This window comes from Mycobacterium sp. NGS63 (assembly GCF_059812295.1).
Window position 1 is genome coordinate 136615 of sequence record NZ_JCALCJ010000005.1, and the last position, 19858, is coordinate 156472.

General features: G+C 69.9%; 18 protein-coding genes. 9 read left to right on the forward strand and 9 right to left on the reverse strand.

Annotated elements, in window-relative coordinates:
* The 8 genes from AC5Y4Z_RS14660 (at position 1) to AC5Y4Z_RS14695 (ending at position 10943) form a co-directional block, all read left to right on the forward strand.
* Positions 1 to 735, forward strand: coding sequence for an NUDIX hydrolase (locus AC5Y4Z_RS14660; RefSeq protein WP_499965079.1), 735 nt, complete (start codon positions 1 to 3; stop codon positions 733 to 735).
* Positions 732 to 3113 carry a hypothetical protein gene (locus AC5Y4Z_RS14665; RefSeq protein WP_499965081.1) on the forward strand — a complete coding sequence of 794 codons (2382 nt, stop codon included), beginning with the start codon at positions 732 to 734 and terminating at the stop codon, positions 3111 to 3113. The genes AC5Y4Z_RS14660 and AC5Y4Z_RS14665 overlap by 4 nt, the downstream gene beginning before the upstream one ends.
* The gene (locus AC5Y4Z_RS14670; protein WP_499965083.1) at positions 3110 to 6739 is read left to right on the forward strand and encodes a lipid II flippase MurJ; all 3630 of its coding nucleotides are present in this window, start codon (positions 3110 to 3112) and stop codon (positions 6737 to 6739) included. The genes AC5Y4Z_RS14665 and AC5Y4Z_RS14670 overlap by 4 nt, the downstream gene beginning before the upstream one ends.
* Before the next feature lie 61 nt (positions 6740 to 6800).
* Positions 6801 to 7370 carry an RNA polymerase sigma factor SigM gene (gene sigM / locus AC5Y4Z_RS14675; RefSeq protein WP_499965085.1) on the forward strand — a complete coding sequence of 190 codons (570 nt, stop codon included), beginning with the start codon at positions 6801 to 6803 and terminating at the stop codon, positions 7368 to 7370.
* A 43-nt stretch (positions 7371 to 7413) separates the two neighbouring features.
* Entirely contained in the window at positions 7414 to 8154 is a 741-nt protein-coding gene (locus AC5Y4Z_RS14680; protein ID WP_499965087.1) for an RsmA family anti-sigma factor, read from the forward strand.
* 77 nt (positions 8155 to 8231) lie between these two features.
* On the forward strand, positions 8232 to 9248 hold the full coding sequence (gene trxB / locus AC5Y4Z_RS14685; protein ID WP_499965089.1) for a thioredoxin-disulfide reductase: 1017 nt from the start codon (positions 8232 to 8234) through the stop codon (positions 9246 to 9248).
* Entirely contained in the window at positions 9245 to 9598 is a 354-nt protein-coding gene (gene trxA / locus AC5Y4Z_RS14690; protein WP_499965091.1) for a thioredoxin, read from the forward strand. The genes trxB and trxA overlap by 4 nt, the downstream gene beginning before the upstream one ends.
* A 124-nt stretch (positions 9599 to 9722) precedes the next feature.
* The gene (locus AC5Y4Z_RS14695; protein WP_499965093.1) at positions 9723 to 10943 is read left to right on the forward strand and encodes an N-acetylmuramoyl-L-alanine amidase; all 1221 of its coding nucleotides are present in this window, start codon (positions 9723 to 9725) and stop codon (positions 10941 to 10943) included.
* A 4-nt stretch (positions 10944 to 10947) separates the two neighbouring features.
* Here AC5Y4Z_RS14695 and AC5Y4Z_RS14700 read toward each other — a convergent pair whose 3' ends face one another.
* The 9 genes from AC5Y4Z_RS14700 to rpmH all read right to left on the reverse strand — a co-directional run bounded on the left by AC5Y4Z_RS14700 (position 10948) and on the right by rpmH (position 17325).
* Positions 10948 to 11715 carry an acetyltransferase gene (locus tag AC5Y4Z_RS14700; protein ID WP_499965095.1) on the reverse strand — a complete coding sequence of 256 codons (768 nt, stop codon included), beginning with the start codon at positions 11713 to 11715 and terminating at the stop codon, positions 10948 to 10950.
* A gap of 277 nt (positions 11716 to 11992) precedes the next feature.
* A complete protein-coding gene (locus tag AC5Y4Z_RS14705) occupies positions 11993 to 12985 on the reverse strand; it encodes a ParB/RepB/Spo0J family partition protein (protein ID WP_499965097.1) in 993 nt (330 codons plus the stop codon).
* A 29-nt stretch (positions 12986 to 13014) separates the two neighbouring features.
* Positions 13015 to 14082, reverse strand: coding sequence for a ParA family protein (locus AC5Y4Z_RS14710; RefSeq protein WP_499965099.1), 1068 nt, complete (start codon positions 14080 to 14082; stop codon positions 13015 to 13017).
* Entirely contained in the window at positions 13977 to 14675 is a 699-nt protein-coding gene (rsmG, locus tag AC5Y4Z_RS14715; RefSeq protein WP_499965502.1) for a 16S rRNA (guanine(527)-N(7))-methyltransferase RsmG, read from the reverse strand. The genes AC5Y4Z_RS14710 and rsmG overlap by 106 nt, the downstream gene beginning before the upstream one ends.
* A gap of 94 nt (positions 14676 to 14769) precedes the next feature.
* Complete coding sequence (locus tag AC5Y4Z_RS14720; protein WP_499965102.1) at positions 14770 to 15348, reverse strand: Jag family protein; 579 nt, start codon at positions 15346 to 15348, stop codon at positions 14770 to 14772.
* A 76-nt stretch (positions 15349 to 15424) separates the two neighbouring features.
* Positions 15425 to 16519, reverse strand: coding sequence for a membrane protein insertase YidC (gene yidC / locus AC5Y4Z_RS14725; protein ID WP_499965104.1), 1095 nt, complete (start codon positions 16517 to 16519; stop codon positions 15425 to 15427).
* Positions 16500 to 16805: a membrane protein insertion efficiency factor YidD gene (yidD, locus tag AC5Y4Z_RS14730; protein ID WP_499965107.1), complete on the reverse strand. Its 306-nt coding sequence runs from the start codon at positions 16803 to 16805 to the stop codon at positions 16500 to 16502. The genes yidC and yidD overlap by 20 nt, the downstream gene beginning before the upstream one ends.
* Positions 16802 to 17158, reverse strand: coding sequence for a ribonuclease P protein component (gene rnpA / locus AC5Y4Z_RS14735; protein ID WP_499965109.1), 357 nt, complete (start codon positions 17156 to 17158; stop codon positions 16802 to 16804). The genes yidD and rnpA overlap by 4 nt, the downstream gene beginning before the upstream one ends.
* Positions 17159 to 17181: 23 nt before the next feature.
* Positions 17182 to 17325: a 50S ribosomal protein L34 gene (gene rpmH / locus AC5Y4Z_RS14740; RefSeq protein WP_499965111.1), complete on the reverse strand. Its 144-nt coding sequence runs from the start codon at positions 17323 to 17325 to the stop codon at positions 17182 to 17184.
* Positions 17326 to 17935: 610 nt separating this feature from the next.
* Here rpmH and dnaA point away from each other — a divergent pair.
* Positions 17936 to 19480 (forward strand): chromosomal replication initiator protein DnaA, encoded by a 1545-nt coding sequence (gene dnaA, locus AC5Y4Z_RS14745; RefSeq protein ID WP_499965113.1) that lies wholly within the window; start codon positions 17936 to 17938, stop codon positions 19478 to 19480.
* Positions 19481 to 19858: the final 378 nt, after the last annotated feature.

Sequence of the window (19858 nt, forward strand, 5' to 3'; positions counted from 1 at the left end):
GTGTCGGACGCCGAACAAGCTAGACCACGTCGACGCCGGGGGCGGCGCCGGCGTCGCGGCGCTGGCGGCGCAACCGAGAACACCGCCGACCCGCAAACCAACGGCGACGCGACGGCGTCCAAACCTCGCAAATCGCGCGCACCCCGCCGCGGCCCCGATCGGCTCCGAACCGTGCACGAAACCTCCGCCGGCGGCCTGGTCATCGACGGCATCGACGGGCCGCGCGACGCACAGGTCGCAGCGCTGATCGGCCGAGTCGACCGGCGCGGACGGATGCTGTGGTCGCTGCCCAAGGGACACATCGAGATGGGCGAGACCGCCGAGCAGACCGCCATCCGTGAGGTCGCCGAGGAGACCGGCATCCGCGGCAGCGTCCTGGCCGCACTGGGACGCATCGACTACTGGTTCGTCACCGACGGCCGCCGCGTGCACAAAACGGTGCACCATTATTTGATGCGCTTCTCCGGCGGGGAGCTTTCCGACGAGGACCTCGAGGTCGCCGAGGTGGCTTGGGTGCCGATCCGCGAGCTGCCGTCGCGGCTGGCCTACGCCGACGAGCGCCGCCTGGCGCAGGTCGCCGACGAACTGATCGACAAGCTGCAGAGCGACGGCCCGGCCGCGCTGCCGCCGCTGCCGCCCACTGCGCCGCGCCGGCGCCCGCAGACCCATTCGCGGACCCGGCATTCCGACAAGCCCATCGCGGGCCGGAAGAACGGTCACGGGCCAGGGCCGTGACCGCGCCGCGACTCTGCTGGGCCGGCTTAGTGCGCCTTGCCGCAGTGGTGGGCATCGTGGCCGGTTTCGCGGTCCTCGCCGGACCCGCCCCGCGCGCGGTCGCGGGCGAGCCCGGTTCCACGCCGTTCGTCCGCGTCCGCATCGACCAGGTGACCCCGGACGTCGTCACCACGACCAGCCCGCCCGTCGTCACCGTCAGCGGAACGGTGACCAACATCGGCGACCGCCCGGTCCGCGACGTCATGGTGCGGCTCGAGCACGCCCCGGCCGTCGACGCCTCGGCCGCCCTGCGCACGTCCCTGGACGGCGACACCGACCAATACCAGTCGGCCGCGGACTTCCTCACGGTCGCCCCCGAACTGCAGCGGGGACAAACCGCCGGCTTCACGCTGGCCGCCCCCCTGCGATCGGCGACCAAGTCCTCGTTGGGCATCGAGAAGCCGGGCATCTATCCCGTGCTGGTCAACGCCAATGGGACACCCGACTATGGCGCCCCCGCCCGGCTCGACAACGCGCGGTTTCTGCTGCCCGTGATCGGTGTCCCGCCCGACCACGCCGACGACGTGAACTCCGCCGTCGCGCCCGACACCTCCAAGCCCGTGTGGATGACCATGCTCTGGCCGCTCGCCGACCGGCCGCGGCTGTCGCCCGGCGTGCCCGGCGGCGCCATCCCGGTCCGGCTGGTCGACGACGATCTGGCCTCCTCGCTGGCCACCGGCGGCCGGCTGGACATCCTGCTGTCCGCGGCCGAGGTCGCCACCAGCCACGACGTCGACCCCGACGGCGCCGTCGGCCGCGCGCTGTGCCTGGCGGTCGACCCCGACCTCCTGGTCACCGTCAACGCGATGACCGCCGGCTACGTGGTGTCCGATTCGCCAGACGGCCCCGCCCAGCTACCCGGCACCCCCACCCACCCGGGCACCGGCCAGGCCGCCGCGGCCGGGTGGCTGAACCGGCTGCGCGCGCTGGCCCACCGCACCTGCGTGGCGCCGCTGCCCTACGCCCAGGCCGACCTCGACGCCCTGCAACGCGTCAACGACCCGGGCCTGAGTGCGATCGCGACCAAGAACGTCGGCGGCATCGTCGACCGCATCCTCGACGTGCCCTCCGCCCGCGGCGCCACGCTGCTGCCCGACGGCCCGCTCACCGCCGGCACGGTCAGCCTGCTCAACGGCGACGACAGCACGGTCGCGATCGCCGCCGGCGACCTGTCCGCCCAGGATTCGGCCGCTTCCAGCGTGGACACCGCGCCCCGGCGGCTCTCCCCCCAGGTGGCGGTCGCGCCGTTCGACCCGGCCGTCGGCGCGGCGCTGGCCGGCGCGGGCAACAGCCCCGCCGCCCCCACCTATCTGGACCCCTCGCTGAGCGTTCGGCTCTCGCACGACTCGAACGTCGCTCGACGCCAGGACGCGCTGGGCTCCATCTTCTGGCACGCCCTGCAGCGCGACGCGGCACCGCGCACCCAGCTGCTGGTCCCGCCGGCGACGTGGAACCTGCAGGCCGACGACGCGCAGGTCATCATGACCGCGCTGGCCACCGCGATTCGTTCCGGGTTGGCGGTGCCCCGACCGCTGCCGGCCGTGGTGGCCGAGGCCGCCGCCCGCAACGACCCCCCGCAGCAGGTGGCGGCGGACGGATCCACCCGCGGGCGATTCGCCGACGACGTGACCGCCGCCATCTCCGGTCAGGTCGGCCGGCTGTGGGGCTTGACCTCGGCGCTGAGCACCGACGAGCGCACCGGGCTGACCGGCGTCCAGTACACCGCTCCCCTGCGCGAGGACATGCTGCGCGCGCTGAGCCAATCCGAGCCGCCCGACACCCGCAACGGCCTGGCCCAGCAACGCCTGGCGGTGGTCGGCAAGACCATCCACGACCTGTTCGGCGCCGTCACGATCGTCAACCCCGGCGACTCCTACACCCTGGCTACCGAGCACAGCCCGCTGCCGCTGGCGCTGCACAACGCCCTGGCGGTCCCGATCCGGGTGCGGCTGCAGGTCGACGCGCCGCCCGGGATGACGGTCACCGACGTCGGCCTGATCGAGCTGCCGCCGGGCTACCTGCCGCTGCGCGTGCCGATCGAGGTGAACTTCACCCAGCGCGTCGCCGTCGACGTGGCGCTGCGCACCCCGGACGGCATGCGGCTGGGCGAGCCGGTGCGCCTGTCGGTGCATTCCAACGCCTACGGCAAGGTGCTGTTCGCGATCACCCTCAGCGCGGCGGCGGTGCTGGTGCTGCTAGCCGGGCGCCGGCTGTGGCACCGCTTCCGCGGCCAGCCCGACCGCGCCGACCTCGACCGCCCCGATCCGCCCCACACCAGGCCCGCCGAGCTGCATGACGAGATCGGCGAGCGCGTCGACCACGAGCAGCACACCGTATGAGTCCCGCCTATCGGCGCACCCACCCCCCGGCGCCGTCGCACGCCCTGCGCCAGCCACCACCGACGCACCGGCGGCGCCCGGGCCCGCCCACCGGCCCCCTTCCGCCGGTGCCGGAGCTGGCGCGGCGGCGACCCGAACTGTCGGACGCCGCACTGGTGTCGCGCTCGTGGGGGATGGCGTTCGCGACGCTGGTCAGCCGCCTCACCGGCTTCGCGCGCATCGTCGTGCTGGCCGCCATCCTGGGCGCGGCGCTGTCCAGCTCCTTCTCGGTGGCCAACCAGCTGCCCAACCTGGTCGCCGCGCTGGTGCTGGAGGCGACGTTCACCGCGATCTTCGTGCCGGTGCTGGCCCGCGCCGAGCAAAGCGACGCCGACGGCGGCGCGGCGTTCGTGCGGCGCCTGGTCACGCTGACGACGGCGCTCTTGGTGCTCGCCACGGCCCTGTCGGTGCTGGCCGCGCCGCTGCTGGTGCGGCTGATGCTGGGCCGCATCCCGCAGGTCAACGAGCCGCTGACCACCGCGTTCGCCTACCTGCTGCTGCCCCAGGTGCTGGCCTACGGGCTGACGTCGGTGTTCATGGCGATCCTGAACACCCGCAACGTGTTCGGGCCGACGGCGTGGGCGCCCGTCGTCAACAACGTCGTCGCGCTCGTCACCCTCGGGGTGTACCTGGCCGTCCCCGGCGAGCTGTCGGTCGACCCCGTCCGGATGGGCAACCCCAAGCTGTTGGTGCTCGGCGTCGGCACCACCCTGGGCGTGTTCGCGCAGACCGCGGTGCTGCTGGTGGCGCTGAAGCGCCAGCGCGTGAGCCTGCGCCCGCTGTGGGGAATCGACGAGCGCCTCAAACGCTTCGGGGCGATGGCCGCGGCCATGGTGCTCTACGTGCTGATCAGCCAGCTCGGCCTGGTGATCGGCAACCAGATCGCCAGCACCGCCGCGGCGTCCGGGCCGGCGATCTACAACTACACCTGGCTCGTCCTCATGCTGCCGTTCGGCATGATCGGCGTGACCGTGCTGACCGTGGTGATGCCGCGGCTGAGCCGCAACGCCGCCAACAACGACACCCGCGCCGTGCTCGCCGACCTGTCGCTGGCCACCCGCCTGACGTTGATCACGCTGATCCCGATCGTGGCGTTCATGACCGTCGGCGGCCCGGCGATCGGCAGCGCGCTGTTCGCTTACGGCCATTTCGGCGAGGTCGACGCCGGATACCTCGGCGCCGCGATCGCGCTGTCGGCGTTCACGTTGATCCCCTACGGGCTGGTGCTGTTGCAGCTGCGCGTGTTCTACGCGCGCGAGCAGCCATGGACGCCGATCGTGATCATCCTCGTGATCACGGCCGTCAAGATCGCCGGCTCGGTCCTCGCGCCGCACCTCACCGGCGACCCGAAGTTGGTGGCGGGTTTTCTTGGCCTGGCCAACGGCATCGGATTCCTGGCCGGCGCGATCGTCGGCTACTACCTGTTGCGCCACGCGCTGCTACCCAAGGGCGGCCAATTGATCGGCGTCGACGAGCTGCGCACGATCCTGGTGACGATCGTCGCGTCGATGCTGGCCGGATTGGTCGCCCATGTGGCCGATCGGCTGCTGGGGCTGAGCCGGCTGACGGCGCACGGCGGCGCGGGTTCCCTGCTGCGCCTGTTCGTGCTCGCGCTCATCATGGTGCCGATCATGGCCGCGGTGCTGGTCCGCGCGCGGGTGCCCGAAGCCCGGGCGGCGCTGGGCGCGATCCGGCGACGGGTTGCCGGGGGCCGAGCGGTAGCCGCCCCACAGGGATCGTCCCGACACGCCAGCGTCACGTACCCTGAGCAGAGGAATTCGTCCCCGCCGGGGGTAAGTGCGGTCCAGGAGCCGATCCGGCGCAGGCCTCCGGAGCGGGTTGGCAGCGCCCGCCTAGCGAAAGGACCGGAGGTGACCGACCGCCCAGTGGAAAGCGCATCCGGCGCTGGATCCGGCGTGGGATCGGGAGCCCAGCTGCCGTCCGACCACAAGAGGCCCGTCGCCGACGACTTCCAGCCCGACATCCCGCGTGAACCCGGGCCGCGCCGGTCCGACCGCCAGAACGGCGACCCCGCGGCCGAAAACGGCCGCGGCCCAACGCCATTCGGCGCGCCCCGCGACCGCGGCGGCGATTCGTCCACGGAGACCTTGCACCTGGTTCCCGGCGCCCGCATCGCCAGCGGTCGGTATCGGCTGCTGGTCTTCCACGGCGGCGCCCCTCCCTTGCAGTTCTGGCAGGCGATGGACACCGCGCTGGACCGTCAGGTGGCGCTGACCTTCGTCGATCCCGACGGAGCCCTGCCCGACGAGGTGCTGCAGGACGTCCTGTCCCGCACGTTGCGGCTGAGCCGGATCGACAAGCCCGGCGTCGCCCGGGTCCTCGACGTGGTCCGCACCGGACCCGGGGGCCTCGTCGTCTCGGAGTGGATCCGCGGCGGCTCGTTGCAGGAGGTGGCCGACACCGCGCCGTCGGCCATCGGCGCCGTCCGGGCGATGCAATCGCTGGCGGCCGCCGCCGACGCGGCCCACCGCGCCGGTGTCGCCCTGTCGATCGACCACCCCAACCGGGTGCGCGTCAGCATCGAGGGCGACGTGGTGCTGGCCTATCCGGCCACCATGCCCGACGCCAACCCCCAAGACGACATCCGCGGAATCGGCGCCGCGCTGTACGCCCTGCTGGTCAATCGGTGGCCCCTGCCGCAGTCCGGGGTGCGCAGCGGCCTGGCGCCGGCCGAGCGCGATTCGTCGGGCAACCCCGTCGAACCCATGGTCGTCGACCGCGACATCCCCTTCCAGATTTCCGCGGTCGCGGTTCGGGCGGTCCAGGAGGACGGCGGGATACGCAGCGCCTCAACGCTTTTGAACTTGCTGCAGCAGGCGACGGCGGTGGCCGACCGCACCGAGATCCTCGGGCCGATCGACGATTCGCCGGCGCTGCCCAACCCCCGGCCGTCCTCGACCGGCCGCGAGTACGCCACATTCGTCCGCAGGCGCCGCAACGTGCTGATCGGCGTCGGGGCCGCGGTCGCGGTCATCGTGGTGGCGCTGCTGGTGCTGGCGTCGGTGGTCAGCAGCATCTTCGGCAACGTCGGCGGCGGCCTCAACAAGGACGAGCTCGGGCTGAACGGTCCGTCGTCGTCGACGGCGTCGTCGGCTCCCAGTTCCGCGGCCGCCGGCAGCGTCGTCAAGCCCACCAAGGCGTCGGTCTACTCCCCCGACGGCGAGGCCGACAACCCCGGCCAGGCCGGGCAGGCCATCGACGGCGACCCGTCGACGGCCTGGTCCACCGAGGTCTACACCGACGCGGTCCCGTTCCCCAGCTTCAAGCAGGGCGAAGGGCTGATGCTGCAGCTGCCGAACCCCACCGTCATCGGCCAGGTCAGCATCGACACCACCAGCACCGGCACCAAGGTCGAGATCCGCTCGGCCAGCACGCCGTCGCCGTCGAAGCTGGAGGACACCACCGTGCTGGCCCAGGCCTTCACGCTCAAGCCCGGCCACAACGTGATTCCGGTGCGCGGCGGCTCGGCGACGTCGAACGTGCTGGTGTGGATCTCCACGCTGGGAACCACCAACGGCAAGAGCCAGGCCACCATTTCGGAGATCACGGTTCAGGCCGCGTCCTGACGGTGCACAGACCCCGCGCCGGTGAAGTGCCGGGCGGGCACCGATTGGTTACTGTCCGGCCGTGGGTCTCGGGGAAAACGGCGAAGGGCAGCGCAGCGACGCCGAACTGCTGGCGGCCCACGTCGCCGGCGACCGCCACGCCTTCGGCGAGTTGTTCCACCGCCACCAACGGCAGTTGCACCGCCTCGCCCGGCTGACCACCCGCACGCCCGAGGACGCCGAGGACGCACTGCAGGACGCGATGCTGTCGGCACACCGCTGCGCGGGTTCCTTCCGGCACGACGCCGCGGTCGGCAGCTGGCTGCACCGGATCGTGGTGAACGCCTGCCTGGACCGGCTGCGCCGGACCAAAGCCCACCCGACGGCCCCGCTCGAGGACGTCTACCCCGTCGCCGACCGCACGGCGCAGGTCGAGACGGCGATCGTGGTGCACCGGGCCCTGATGCGCCTCCCCGCCGAGCAGCGGGCCGCGGTGGTGGCCGTCGACATGCAGGGCTACTCGGTCGCCGACACCGCCGCGCTGCTGGGCATCGCCGAGGGCACCGTCAAGAGCCGGTGTTCCCGCGGCCGGGTCCGCCTCGCCGAGCTGCTCGGGTACATCGGAGCCGACCGTCCCGCCGGCCGGTGCTAGCGCGCTTTGGCCGACTGTCAGGGCATGACGGACACTGGGGCGGATGGGTGAACCCGACGACGAGACTGCGGACCCGCCGTTAACCGTCGAGCTGCTGGCCGACCTCCAGGCGGGCCTGCTCGACGACGATGTCGCGGCCCGCGTGCGCAGGCGGGTCCGCGACGACCCCGACGCGGAGAAAACCCTGCGCGCGCTGCACCGGGTGCGCCGCGACGTCGCCGCGCTGGGTGTCGACGCGGATTCGGCGCCCGAGGTTCCCCCGCACGTGACCGCCCGGATCTCGTCCGCCCTGGAGTCGGCGGATAGACGCGCCGGCGTCGCGCACTCGGCGCGGCCGCGCCCGCGGCCCGCGCGGGTTGTCGCCGGTGTCGTCGGCGCCTGCGCAGTGCTCGCGGCCGTCGGGGTCGGCACCGCGGCGCTGATCAACGCGCCCGAGCCCACGCCCAGCGCCCCGGCCACCGCGCAGCACATCACGGTGTCCACGCCCCCGATGGCGATCCCGCTCTCGAGCGCGGAGATCCTCGGCCTGCTCACCCGCAGCCCCGACTACGGCCCGCTCGTCGATCCCCCGCGGCGCGCGTCCTGCCTCAGCGGCCTCGGCTACCCGGCGTCCACGCAGGTGCTCGGCGCGCGACCGGTCGACATCAATGCCCGGCCCGGGGTGCTGCTGGTGTTGCCCGGCGACACGCCCGACAACCTGGCCGTCTTCGCCGTGGCGCCGAACTGCAGCGCCGCCGATACCGGGCTGCTGGCCAACACGCAGGTCCCCCGCCCCTCGTCTTAGTGTGGTGCCCAGCACCCGGGAACACCCGCGCCTACGCTGGCGTTCGTAGACGTAGCTTCCGCACCTGAAAGGCCCGAATGACCGCCGACACCCACGACACCGTCCACGACGTCATCATCATCGGCTCCGGCCCCGCCGGGTACACCGCCGCCCTCTACACCGCCCGCGCGCAGCTGGCCCCGCTCGTCTTCGAGGGCACCTCGTTCGGTGGCGCGCTGATGACCACGACCGAGGTGGAGAACTACCCCGGCTTCCGCGACGGCATCACCGGCCCGGAGCTGATGGACGAGATGCGTGAGCAGGCGCTGCGGTTCGGTGCGGACCTGCGGATGGAAGACGTCGAATCGGTCTCGCTGGACGGGCCGATCAAGTCGGTCGTCACCGCCGACGGCGAGACGCATCGGGCCCGGGCCGTCATCCTGGCCATGGGCGCGGCCGCGCGCTACCTGCAGGTCCCCGGCGAACAGGAATTGCTGGGGCGCGGCGTGAGCTCGTGCGCCACCTGTGACGGGTTCTTCTTCCGCGACCAGGACATCGCCGTCATCGGCGGCGGCGACTCGGCCATGGAAGAGGCCCTCTTCCTGACCCGGTTCGCCAGCAGTGTGACGCTGGTGCACCGCCGCGACGAGTTCCGGGCGTCCAAGATCATGCTCAACCGGGCTCGTAGCAACGACAAGATCAAATTCGTCACCAACGCGGTCGTGGAGGCCGTCGAGGGCGACACGACGGTGACCGGATTGCGGTTGCGCGACACCGTAACTGGCGACCAGTCAACCCTCCCGGTCACCGGCGTCTTCGTGGCAATCGGTCACGAGCCGCGCTCGGCGCTGGTGCGCGACGTCCTCGACGTCGACCCCGACGGCTATGTCCTGGTCCAGGGGCGCACCACCAGCACCACGCTCGAGGGCGTGTTCGCCGCCGGCGACCTGGTCGACCGCACCTACCGGCAGGCGGTCACCGCCGCGGGCAGTGGCTGCGCCGCGGCCATCGACGCGGAGCGCTGGCTGGCCGAGCACGAGTCCGACGCACCCGACCACGCCGCGGGCGCCGGAACCGCCGAAGGTACCGACACATTGATTGGAGCACCACGATGACCGATGCCGAAAAGTCCGGCGCCACAATAGAAGTCTCGGATGCGTCGTTTTCTACCGACGTGTTGACGAGCGACAAGCCTGTGCTGGTTGACTTTTGGGCGACGTGGTGCGGTCCGTGCAAGATGGTGGCACCGGTGCTCGAGGAAATCGCCGCCGAGCGGGCCGGCCAGTTGACCGTCGCCAAGCTCGACGTCGACGCCAACCCCGAGACGGCGCGCGATTTCCAGGTGGTTTCGATCCCCACCATGATCCTGTTCAAAGACGGCCAACCGGTGAAGCGGATCGTCGGTGCCAAGGGCAAGGCCGCGCTGCTGCGCGAGCTTTCCGACGCGGTCCCCAACCTGACCTGACCGTCGTCTGATCCGCCGCGCCGCGCCCCGCGCTTAGCCTGGGGTTTTCCGAAAACGGAGAAGCGTCTGCGACAATACGGGTAGCTGTTGCACGTGTTCAGCCTTGTCCCGGAGGACCCTTGGTATGTCGAGTCCGCGCCGCGAAGACGGCGACGCGCTGCGCTGTGGTGACCGCAGCGCTGCCGTGACCGAAATCCGGGCGACGCTGGCCTCGCTGGGACTGCTGGAAAACCCCGACGAAGACATGACGACCGGCCGCCACGTGGCCGTCGAGGTCTTCGATGCCGAACTCGACCAGGCCGTGCGCGCTTTCCAGCAGAACCGCGGCCTGTTGGTCGACGGCATCGTCGGCGAGGCCACCTACCGCGCGCTCAAAGAGGCCTCGTATCGGCTCGGCGCGCGCACCCTGTATCACCAATTCGGGGCTCCTCTGTACGGCGACGACGTCGCCACCCTGCAGGCGCGGCTGCAGGACCTCGGTTTCTACACCGGCCTGGTCGACGGCCACTTCGGCCTGCAGACCCACAACGCCCTGATGTCGTATCAGCGCGAGTACGGGCTCGCCGCCGACGGCATCTGCGGCCCGGAAACCCTGCGCTCCTTGTATTTTCTGAGCTCGCGGGTCAGCGGCGGCTCACCGCACGCCATCCGCGAGGAAGAGCTGGTCCGCCGATCCGGCCCGAAGCTGTCCGGCAAGCGCATCATCATCGACCCGGGCCGCGGCGGGGCGGACCACGGCATGATCATGCAGGGCGTGGCCGGCCCGGTCAGTGAAGCAGATGTGTTGTGGGACTTGGCCAGTCGGCTCGAGGGCCGGATGACCGCCATTGGCATGGAGACGTTCTTGTCGCGGCCCACCAATCGCAGCCCGTCGGACGCCGAGCGCGCCGCGACGGCGAACAACGTCGGCGCCGACCTGATGATCAGCCTGCGCTGCGAATCGCAGGCCAGCCCGTCGGCCAACGGCGTGGCCTCCTTCCACTTCGGCAATTCGCACGGTTCGGTCTCGACGATCGGTCGCAACCTGGCCGACTTCATTCAGCGAGAAGTGGTGGCCCGCACCGGGTTACGGGATTGCCGCACGCATGGCCGGACGTGGGACCTGCTGCGGCTGACGCGGATGCCGACCGTGCAGGTGGACGTCGGCTACATCACCAACCCGCGTGACCGCGCGATGCTGGTCTCCACGCAGGCGCGCGACGCGATCGCCGAAGGCATCCTCGCCGCGGTCAAGCGGCTCTACCTGCTCGGCAAAAACGACCGCCCCACTGGCACATTCACCTTCGCCGAGCTGTTGGCTCACGAATTGTCGGTGGAACGGGCGTCGAGGCTCGGCGGTTCCTAGTTTCTTAAGCGCCGCCGCTGATCCGTGGCGTGTCGCCCGCCATCAACGAAGTCGCCGAACCCGCCCCCACCGGCTGTTGCAACTGAGCGTTGGCCAGCAGGCGCTCCAGCGCCGCCTCGACCTCGGCCTTCCAGCCCAGTCCCTTGTCCAGCTCCAGCCGCAGCCGCGGGAAGTACGTATGTGGTGCCACCACAACGAATCCCACGTCCTTGAGGAACTCCGCGTCGATCATGCAGTGGTCGACCGAGCAGTCCCCGAGGGCCTCCAGCACCGGCCGCACGTCGGGATCCACCGCCCGCGGATCCTGCAACTCGGCGGCCGCCGGGGTCCGGCCGAACGCCTCCAGCGCCCGCACGCCGCGCCGTACCAGCTCGTCGATCACGGTGGCGATGAGTCCGTGCGGCAGGTCGTCGGCGTCGGGACCCGGCTCGATGTTCATCGACGTCAACAGGATCGCGTCGGCGGATACCGGCGCGGTCGGGAACCGCTGCGCCCGCGGCACCGCGCGCGGCGGCGCGTAGAGGACGTAGCCCAGGCAGGGCGGTTCGATGTGGCTGCGCTCATCGTCGGGCGCCGCGGTGGCGACCTGGCCGCACGAACCCCACTCGAGCATCACCATGGACAGCCAGGCCTCTTTTTCGAATTCGGGATCGGCGAGGTGGTCCTGGTTGCCGAGGGTCGCCGGGTCGACCTCCCAGAAGACGCAGCGGCGCGCGTGCTTGGGAAGGTGCTCGAATGCCTCGAGTCGCAGCGGCGTGATTCGAGCGGACACTAGCCTCCTGGCTTCCGTGCGGTATCGGGGTCTCTCGGTTAACGGGACCACCGGCAACCTCTCCAGGATAGGAGAGTTTGTCCACAAGAGACCAGTGTTTGCCGCGCCACGTGGGCCGGCGCCGCCGATCGGGTGCGGGCAGCGCGGCGAAATCCGGCTTAGTGGCCAAACACCTTGGGGCACACCAGAACTCGGGGTGCGGCCGGGCGTCGCACGGGCGATTTCGGTCGCAAAACCGCCCCAGTGTCACAGTGACGTAATTACACCGTATGGAGCGTCATGGCTTGGGCGGGGTCATCACGTCGACGATCCGCTGCAGGTCCTCCACCGAGGCGAACTCGACCACGATCCGCCCCTTGCGTTTGCCCAGGCTGACCGTCACCCGCGTGTCGAAGGTGTTCGACAGCCGCTCGGCAACGTCCTGCAGCCCGGGCATCTGGATCGGCTTGCGGCGCGGCGCCGCGGGCGGGGCCGCGTCGCCGCGGTTGGCCAGCGTCACCGCCTCCTCGGTGGCTCGCACCGACAGGCCCTCCGCGACGATCCGGCTTGCCAGCTCCTCCTGCGCCTCCGGGCCGGCCTCCAGCGACAGTAGCGCCCGGGCGTGCCCGGCGGACAGGACACCCGCCGCGACCCGCCGCTGCACCGCGATCGGCAGCTTCAACAACCGGATCATGTTCGAGATCAGCGGCCGCGACCGGCCGATCCGGGACGCCAGTTCGTCATGGGTGACACCGAACTCGTCGAGCAGCTGCTGGTAGGCCGCCGCCTCTTCCAACGGGTTCAGCTGCACCCGGTGGATGTTCTCGAGCAAGGCGTCGCGCAGCAGGTTGTCGTCGCCGGTCTCGCGCACGATGGCCGGGATGGTGGCCAGCCCCGCCTCCTGGGCCGCCCGCCATCGCCGCTCCCCCATCACGATCTGGTACCGCGCGCCGCCCGGTGTGCCGGCCACCGCCCGGACCACGATCGGCTGCAGGAGCCCGAACTCGCGGATGGAATGCACCAGCTCCGACAACGCCTCCTCGTCGAACACCTGCCGGGGCTGTCGGGGGTTGCGCTCGATGTCGGCCGGCGCGATCTCGCGGTAGACCGCCCCCACCCCGGCGGCGTCCGCCGCGGCAGCGGCCGGCCCGCCGATCAACACATCGGCGGCCGCGTCGCCCATCCGCGGGCCCAGCGTCGCCGGACCGGAGTCACCTTCCGCCGGACCGGTCGGGATCAGCGAAGCCAGGCCCCGGCCGAGGCCGCCCTTCTTGCGTAACGGCTGCGTCATGGTCGTCCCTTCGCGGATGGTGGGTGTGGTCAGTCCCGTTCGGCGAGTTCGCGGCTCGCGTCCAGATAGCTCATCGCCCCGCGCGAACCGGGGTCGTAGTCGATGATCGTCATGCTGTAGCCCGGCGCCTCGGAGACCTTGACGCTGCGCGGGATCACCGTGCGCAGCACCTTGGTGCCGAAATAGCGGCGCACCTCTTCGGCGACCTGGTCCGCCAGCTTGGTCCGCCCGTCGTACATCGTGAGGACCACGGTGGTCACCTCCAACTGGGGATTGAGGTGAGCCTTCACCATGTCGATATTGCGCATCAGCTGTGACACACCCTCGAGCGCGTAGTACTCGCACTGGATCGGGATCATGACCTCCGGGGCGGCCACGAGGGCGTTGATCGTCAACAGGCCCAGCGACGGTGGGCAGTCGACGAACACGTAGTCGAAGTCGAACTGCTCGAGCTCGGCCAGCGCGGTGCGCAGCCGGTTCTCGCGTGCGACCATGCTGACCAATTCGATCTCCGCGCCGGCCAGATCGATCGTCGCCGGCACACAGAACAACCGGGGGCTGTGCGGGCTGGGCCGCAGCGCGTCCCGCAGCGCGACCTCGCCGATGAGCACCTCGTACGACGACGGGGTGCCCGCCTTCCGGTCGTGGATGCCCAGCGCGGTGCTCGCGTTGCCCTGGGGGTCGAGATCGATCACCAACGTCTTGAGTCCCTGCACGGCCAGGGCGGCGGCGAGGTTGACCGCTGTGGTGGTCTTGCCGACGCCGCCCTTCTGGTTCGCGACTGTGAACACGCGGCGGTGGCGGGGCCGGCGCAGCGGCGGGTAGGTGGTGTGCAGGACCCGCATCGCGCGCTCGGCGGCCGCGGCGATGGGGGTGTCGTATTCGTTCGACGTTTCACGTGAAACATCTCCGGCCCCGGCGTCCGCCGCGACGGGGGGCTGGGGCTCGGTGAGGCTCGGCGCGGAAGCGGCCTGCCCGTCCTGCGGAGCGCTCACCGCGTCCCCCTGTCTGCCATCCGTGACGCCCTGGGGCGCGGGTGCTTCTCGCGTCGCGCCAGCACTACGGTTGCGGGCGGACATAAATAGTTCGCGCCACATGTCACCACCCTGGCATCAACCGCGCCCGCCGCCGCCATCACACGCCGGTGCGTTTTGAGTTCCTCGGGAGCGCGCTCCCCTTTGATCGCGACCATCCGCCCGTCCGGCCGTAGCAACGGCATACTCCACTTCGTCAGCTTGTCCAGCGGCGCCACCGCGCGCGACACCGTGGCGTCCCGGGCCCCGAACCGTTCGCGCACCCAGGGCTCCTCCGCGCGGCCGCGCACCACCTCGATCGCCAACCCTAGTTCGGCAACCACCTCGGTGAGAAACTCGCTTCGCCGCAGCAGCGGCTCGAGGAGGACGACCTCGAGATCGGCCCGCGCGATCGCCAATGGAATCCCGGGCAGCCCGGCCCCGCTGCCGATGTCGATGACCCGCTCTCCCGGTTCCAGGAGCTCGGCCACCGCGGCGCTATTTAATAGGTGGCGCTCCCAGAGGCGCCCCGCCTCTCTGGGACCGAGGAGCCCGCGTTCGACGCCGGCCCCCGCGAGCAACTCGGCGTAGCGCCGTGCGCTGTCTATCCCCGGACCGAAGACCGCGGCGGCCGCATCGCTTGAGGGCTCGGGCACGGGGTGTTTCACGTGAAACATTTCGTCGTCTCGTTTCACGTGAAACATCCCCGATCCCTGCGGGCCCGCGCCACCGGATGGGCGGAGGCCCGCGAATTACATCGCTGTGACTCGGTCAGTCGAGCAGGACGACGACGCGCCGCGACGGCTCCTGGCCCTCGCTCTCGCTGTGAACGCCCGGCACCGCCGCCACGGCGTCGTGGACGATCTTGCGCTCGAACGGCGTCATCGGCGAGAGCTCCTCGCGCTCGCCGGAGCTGAGCACCCGCCGCGCCACCTTGTCGCCCAGCGCGGCCAGTTCTTCGCGCCGCCGGCGACGCCAGCTGGCGATGTCGAGCATCAGCCGGCTGCGCACCCCCGTCTTCTGATGCACGGCCAGCCGGGTGAGCTCCTGCAGCGCGTCGAGCACCTCGCCCCCGCGGCCGACCAACTTGTTGAGGTCGTCGCTGCCGTCGATGCTCACCACGGCGCGGTCGCCCTCGACGTCGAGGTCGATGTCGCCGTCGAAGTCCAAGAGGTCCAGCAGCTCCTCGAGGTAGTCGCCGGCGATCTCCCCCTCGGCGACCAACCGCTCCTCCGCGTCGTCGGGCTGGTCCGCGTCCGCGCCGCCCGACTCCGCAACTTCCTCGTCGACCGGCGCTTGCGTGTCGAGTTCCGCGTCCACGTCGCGCTCGGTGGTGTCGGCGTCCGTCATCTCGTTATCTCTCCCTCATCCATGGCTCCCCGTCCCGGTCACTGGTCCAGGGGCCGGTGGCTGCGTCGTCGCTGCGTCAGCGTTTCCGCTTTTTCGGTCGCGCCCCGGGTCGCGGGGTGCGGTTGGTCGGACCGTCGGTGCGTCCCTCCGCCGTCGGCTTGTCCGGCTGGGCCGTCGTCGTCTTCGCGCCGCCGGCGTCGTCGCTCGACCCATCGGACTCCGGTCCCGCTGGCGTATCCGCCGCCTTGGGGTTGCGCTTGGGCTTGGCGCCGGGCGCCGGCGCGTTCGCGGCCCGGCGCTGGATCGCCTGCTGACGCTTGGCCTCGTCCTCTTTCTCGATCATTCCGAACACGTAGTGCTGCTGTCCGAACGTCCAGATGTTGTTGGCGAAGAAGTACAGGATGATCGCGAGCGGAACGAACGGCCCACTGACGATCACGCCGAGCGGAAACACGTACAGCGAAAGCTTGTTCATCATCGCGGTCTGCGGATTGGAGGCCGCCTCCGGGCTCTGGCGCGCCACCGACGCGCGGCTGTTGAAGAACGTCGCGATGCCGGCGAGGATCATCACCGGCGCGCCCACGGCGATCACCGCGGGGCGGCTGAAGATGGTGAACGCGTCCAGCCCGGACCGCTGCGTCATGAACGCGCCGATCGGCGCGCCGAACAGGTTGGCGTCCAGGAAGTGGCCCACGTCGGCGGGGCTGAAGAAGTAGTTCCCGGTCATCCGGTTCTGCGCCACCGACAGGTGCGCCTGGCCGAAGCCCCCGGTGGTGCGGTTGAACGACCGCAGCACGTGATACAGCCCGAGGAACACCGGGATCTGGGCGAAGGCGGGCAGGCAGCCCAGCAGCGGATTGAAGCCGTGCTCGCGTTGCAGCTTCTGCATCTCGAGCGTCATGCGCTGCCGGTCCTTGGCGTACTTCTTCTGCAGCGCCTTCAGCTGCGGCTGCAGTTCCTGCATCTGCCGGGTGAAGCGGATCTGGTTCACCACCGGCTTGTACAGCAGGGCTCGCAGGGTGAACACGAGGAACATCACCGACAGGGCCCAGGCGAAGAAGTTCGACGGGCCGAGGATGGCCGCGAACAGCTTGTACCAAGCCCACATGATCCACGACACCGGGTAGTAGATGATGTCGAGGCTGAAGAAATCAAAGTGCAAAAGACTCACTCTTCCCTTGCTTCGCTGGGGATTCCCAGGCCGTGCTGGCGTCGTCGAAGCCGGCTCGGGAGCCGCTTCGCTCGGGTATCGGATCCCATCCTCCCCGATGCCACGGTCCGCATTTGGCGAGCCTGATCGCGGAGAGCCAACTCCCCCGGATCAAGCCGTACTCGGTGAGGGCGTCGACGGCGTACTGGCTACAGGTCGGGGTGAAGCGACACGTCGGCAGGCGCAGTGGCGACACCATGTGCTGGTACAGGCGGATCAGGAAAATCAGGCCGCGCGCCGCGCTCATCGGCCGGCCCCCACCGACTCGAGGGCGCGCCGCAGCCCGCGCCGCAGTTGCTGTTCGAGCCGCGCCGACGAGGCCTGGCGGCTGCCCGGCAGCGCCCGGATCACGAGGTGATCGGATTGGCGAAGGTCGCCGACCATCGTGCGCGCCACGTGCCGGAGCCGTCGGGCCACCCGGTGGCGTTCCACCGCCGAACCCACCGGCTTGGCGATGATCAGCCCGACGCGCGGCCCGGTGTCGTCCTCCGCCGCCCGGCGCAGATGCACGACGACGTCGGCCTGCGCCGAGCGCACCCCGTGCCTCACCGCGGCGTCAAACTCCGTTGAACGCCTCATGCGGTTGCGTGCGGGAAGCACCGCCGAAAAACCTGACGTTGCGATCAGGCAGTTAGCGCGCGGCGGCCTTTGCGGCGCCGGTTGGAGACGACGGCCCGCCCGGCGCGGGTGCGCATCCGCAACCGGAAGCCGTGCACGCGGGCACGGCGCCGGTTATTCGGCTGGAAGGTCCGCTTGCCCTTGGCCACGGCGTTCTCCTCGTATTCGAACCATCCGGCCGCTCACGCTGCTCGACTGCGTTCGTCCGCGAGTCGGTCGGGGGTGGGTCTTGCTGCTGGCCGGCGCGGTCCCCGGGCTAGGTCCGGGTCGCAGCCGTATCGCCGACTTTCGGGCGACTGTTCGAGGGTACTGACGAGCCTTCGCTGGGTCAAACTTGGTCTGCCGCTTGGTCTGCCACAAGAAGCCAACTCACACATCCGCGAAAACAGAAGTTCTCGACGCGGACTCTGCGGCACCATTAGACAACAACCAGCATGCACCCCCCGAACGACCCTAGAGAAGCTGATTGGAATGCAGCAGAACGGTTGGCAGCAGAACGGAAAACTGTTAGCTTCGGGCAATGCCGTTTCAGCGTGGAACGGCGCTCGACGACTAAGCGAGGATGGCGGATCGACTAGCTGTCTAGGCGGCCTGCAGGGGTTGTCATCAGCATGGAGATCGCGGGCCGTCGCCGGTAGGCTGCGGCTCGTTGACGCTCATCCTGTCCACACCTGTGCATAACTATGTGGACAGTTGCTTTGTCGCCCAGCGTGACCGCTCCTCGACCCGGGATCTGCGAGAACCAGGGAGATTACGTCGTTGACCGATGACCCCGGTTCAGGATTCACCACCGTGTGGAGTGCCGTCGTCTCCGAGCTGAACGGCGAGCCGGCCTCCGACGGCATGTCCGCCAATCGCACCGCCCTCGTCACACCTCTGACCCCTCAGCAAAGGGCGTGGCTGAACCTCGTACAGCCCCTGACGATCGTCGAGGGCTTTGCTCTGTTGTCAGTGCCCAGCAGCTTCGTGCAAAACGAGATCGAACGCCACCTGCGCGCTCCCATCACCGACGCGCTCAGCCGGCGTCTCGGTCAGCAGATCCAGCTCGGGGTGCGCATCGCCCCGCCCGAGGACGGCGCCGACGGCCCGTTCGCGCAACCGGAGAGCTTCCCGCCGGACACCCAAATCCTGACCCAGCCCGACGACGCCGACATGGACACCGCGCTCGACGCCGACGAGGCCGACGAGAACGGTGAACTCGGCGGCGCCGAGCAGAGCTGGCCCAACTACTTCACCGAACGCCCGCACACCGCCGACCCGGCCGTCGCCGGCGGAACCAGCCTCAACCGGCGCTACACCTTCGACACGTTCGTCATCGGCGCCTCCAACCGCTTCGCCCACGCCGCGGCGCTGGCCATCGCCGAAGCCCCGGCCCGCGCCTACAACCCCCTGTTCATCTGGGGCGAGTCCGGCCTCGGCAAGACCCACCTGTTGCACGCCGCGGGTAACTACGCGCAGCGACTGTTCCCCGGCATGCGGGTCAAGTACGTCTCCACCGAAGAATTCACCAACGACTTCATCAACTCGCTGCGCGACGACCGCAAGGTCGCGTTCAAGCGCAGCTACCGCGACGTCGACGTGCTCCTGGTCGACGACATCCAGTTCATCGAGGGCAAAGAAGGTATCCAGGAAGAGTTCTTCCACACCTTCAATACGCTGCACAACGCCAACAAGCAGATCGTCATCTCGTCCGACCGGCCGCCCAAACAACTCGCCACCCTCGAGGACCGGCTGAGGACGCGGTTCGAGTGGGGCCTGATCACCGACGTGCAGCCCCCCGAACTGGAAACCCGCATCGCCATCCTGCGCAAGAAGGCACAGATGGAGCGGCTGGCGGTGCCCGATGACGTGCTCGAGCTGATCGCCAGCAGCATCGAGCGCAACATCCGCGAGCTCGAAGGAGCCCTGATCCGGGTGACGGCGTTCGCGTCGCTGAACAAGACTCCGATCGACAAGGCGCTGGCCGAGATCGTGCTTCGCGACCTGATCGCCGACGCCAGCACCATGCAGATCAGCGCGGCGACCATCATGGCGGCCACCGCCGAGTATTTCGACACCACCGTCGAGGAGCTGCGCGGCCCGGGCAAGACCCGCGCGCTGGCGCAGTCACGCCAGATCGCGATGTATCTGTGCCGCGAACTCACCGACTTGTCGTTGCCCAAGATCGGTCAGGCGTTCGGCCGCGACCACACCACGGTCATGTACGCGCAGCGAAAGATTTTGTCGGAGATGGCCGAGCGGCGTGAGGTCTTCGACCACGTCAAGGAGCTCACCACGCGCATCCGTCAGCGCTCCAAGCGCTGAATCTGCTCCTCCAGGCGCCGTGCCGCCGACTTTTTCAAAAAACTTCCCACTCCCCTGTCACACCCGTCACAGCCGGGCGGCTGTGTGCAGCGCTGTGCAGAAACCCGCCAAACACCGGTGCAGCACTGGGACTTCCGTGCACATCCGTCTCCCATCCCCAGCGGCCCAACACAGCCCACACGGTTGTCAACGCCGTCATCCACAAGCCGGCCACTCCCCTAGCTGCGCCGCGACCCGGCTGTCCCCAGAATGCACAGGCCTTAATACTGGTACTGAAATCTCTTCGTCGTTTCTTCTTTGAAGAACGCCGTTGGGGACACGCGTTGCCCGGGCGACGCGCAGCCGTCGTTGGCCCGGCTTGTCGGCCTATTGGATTAG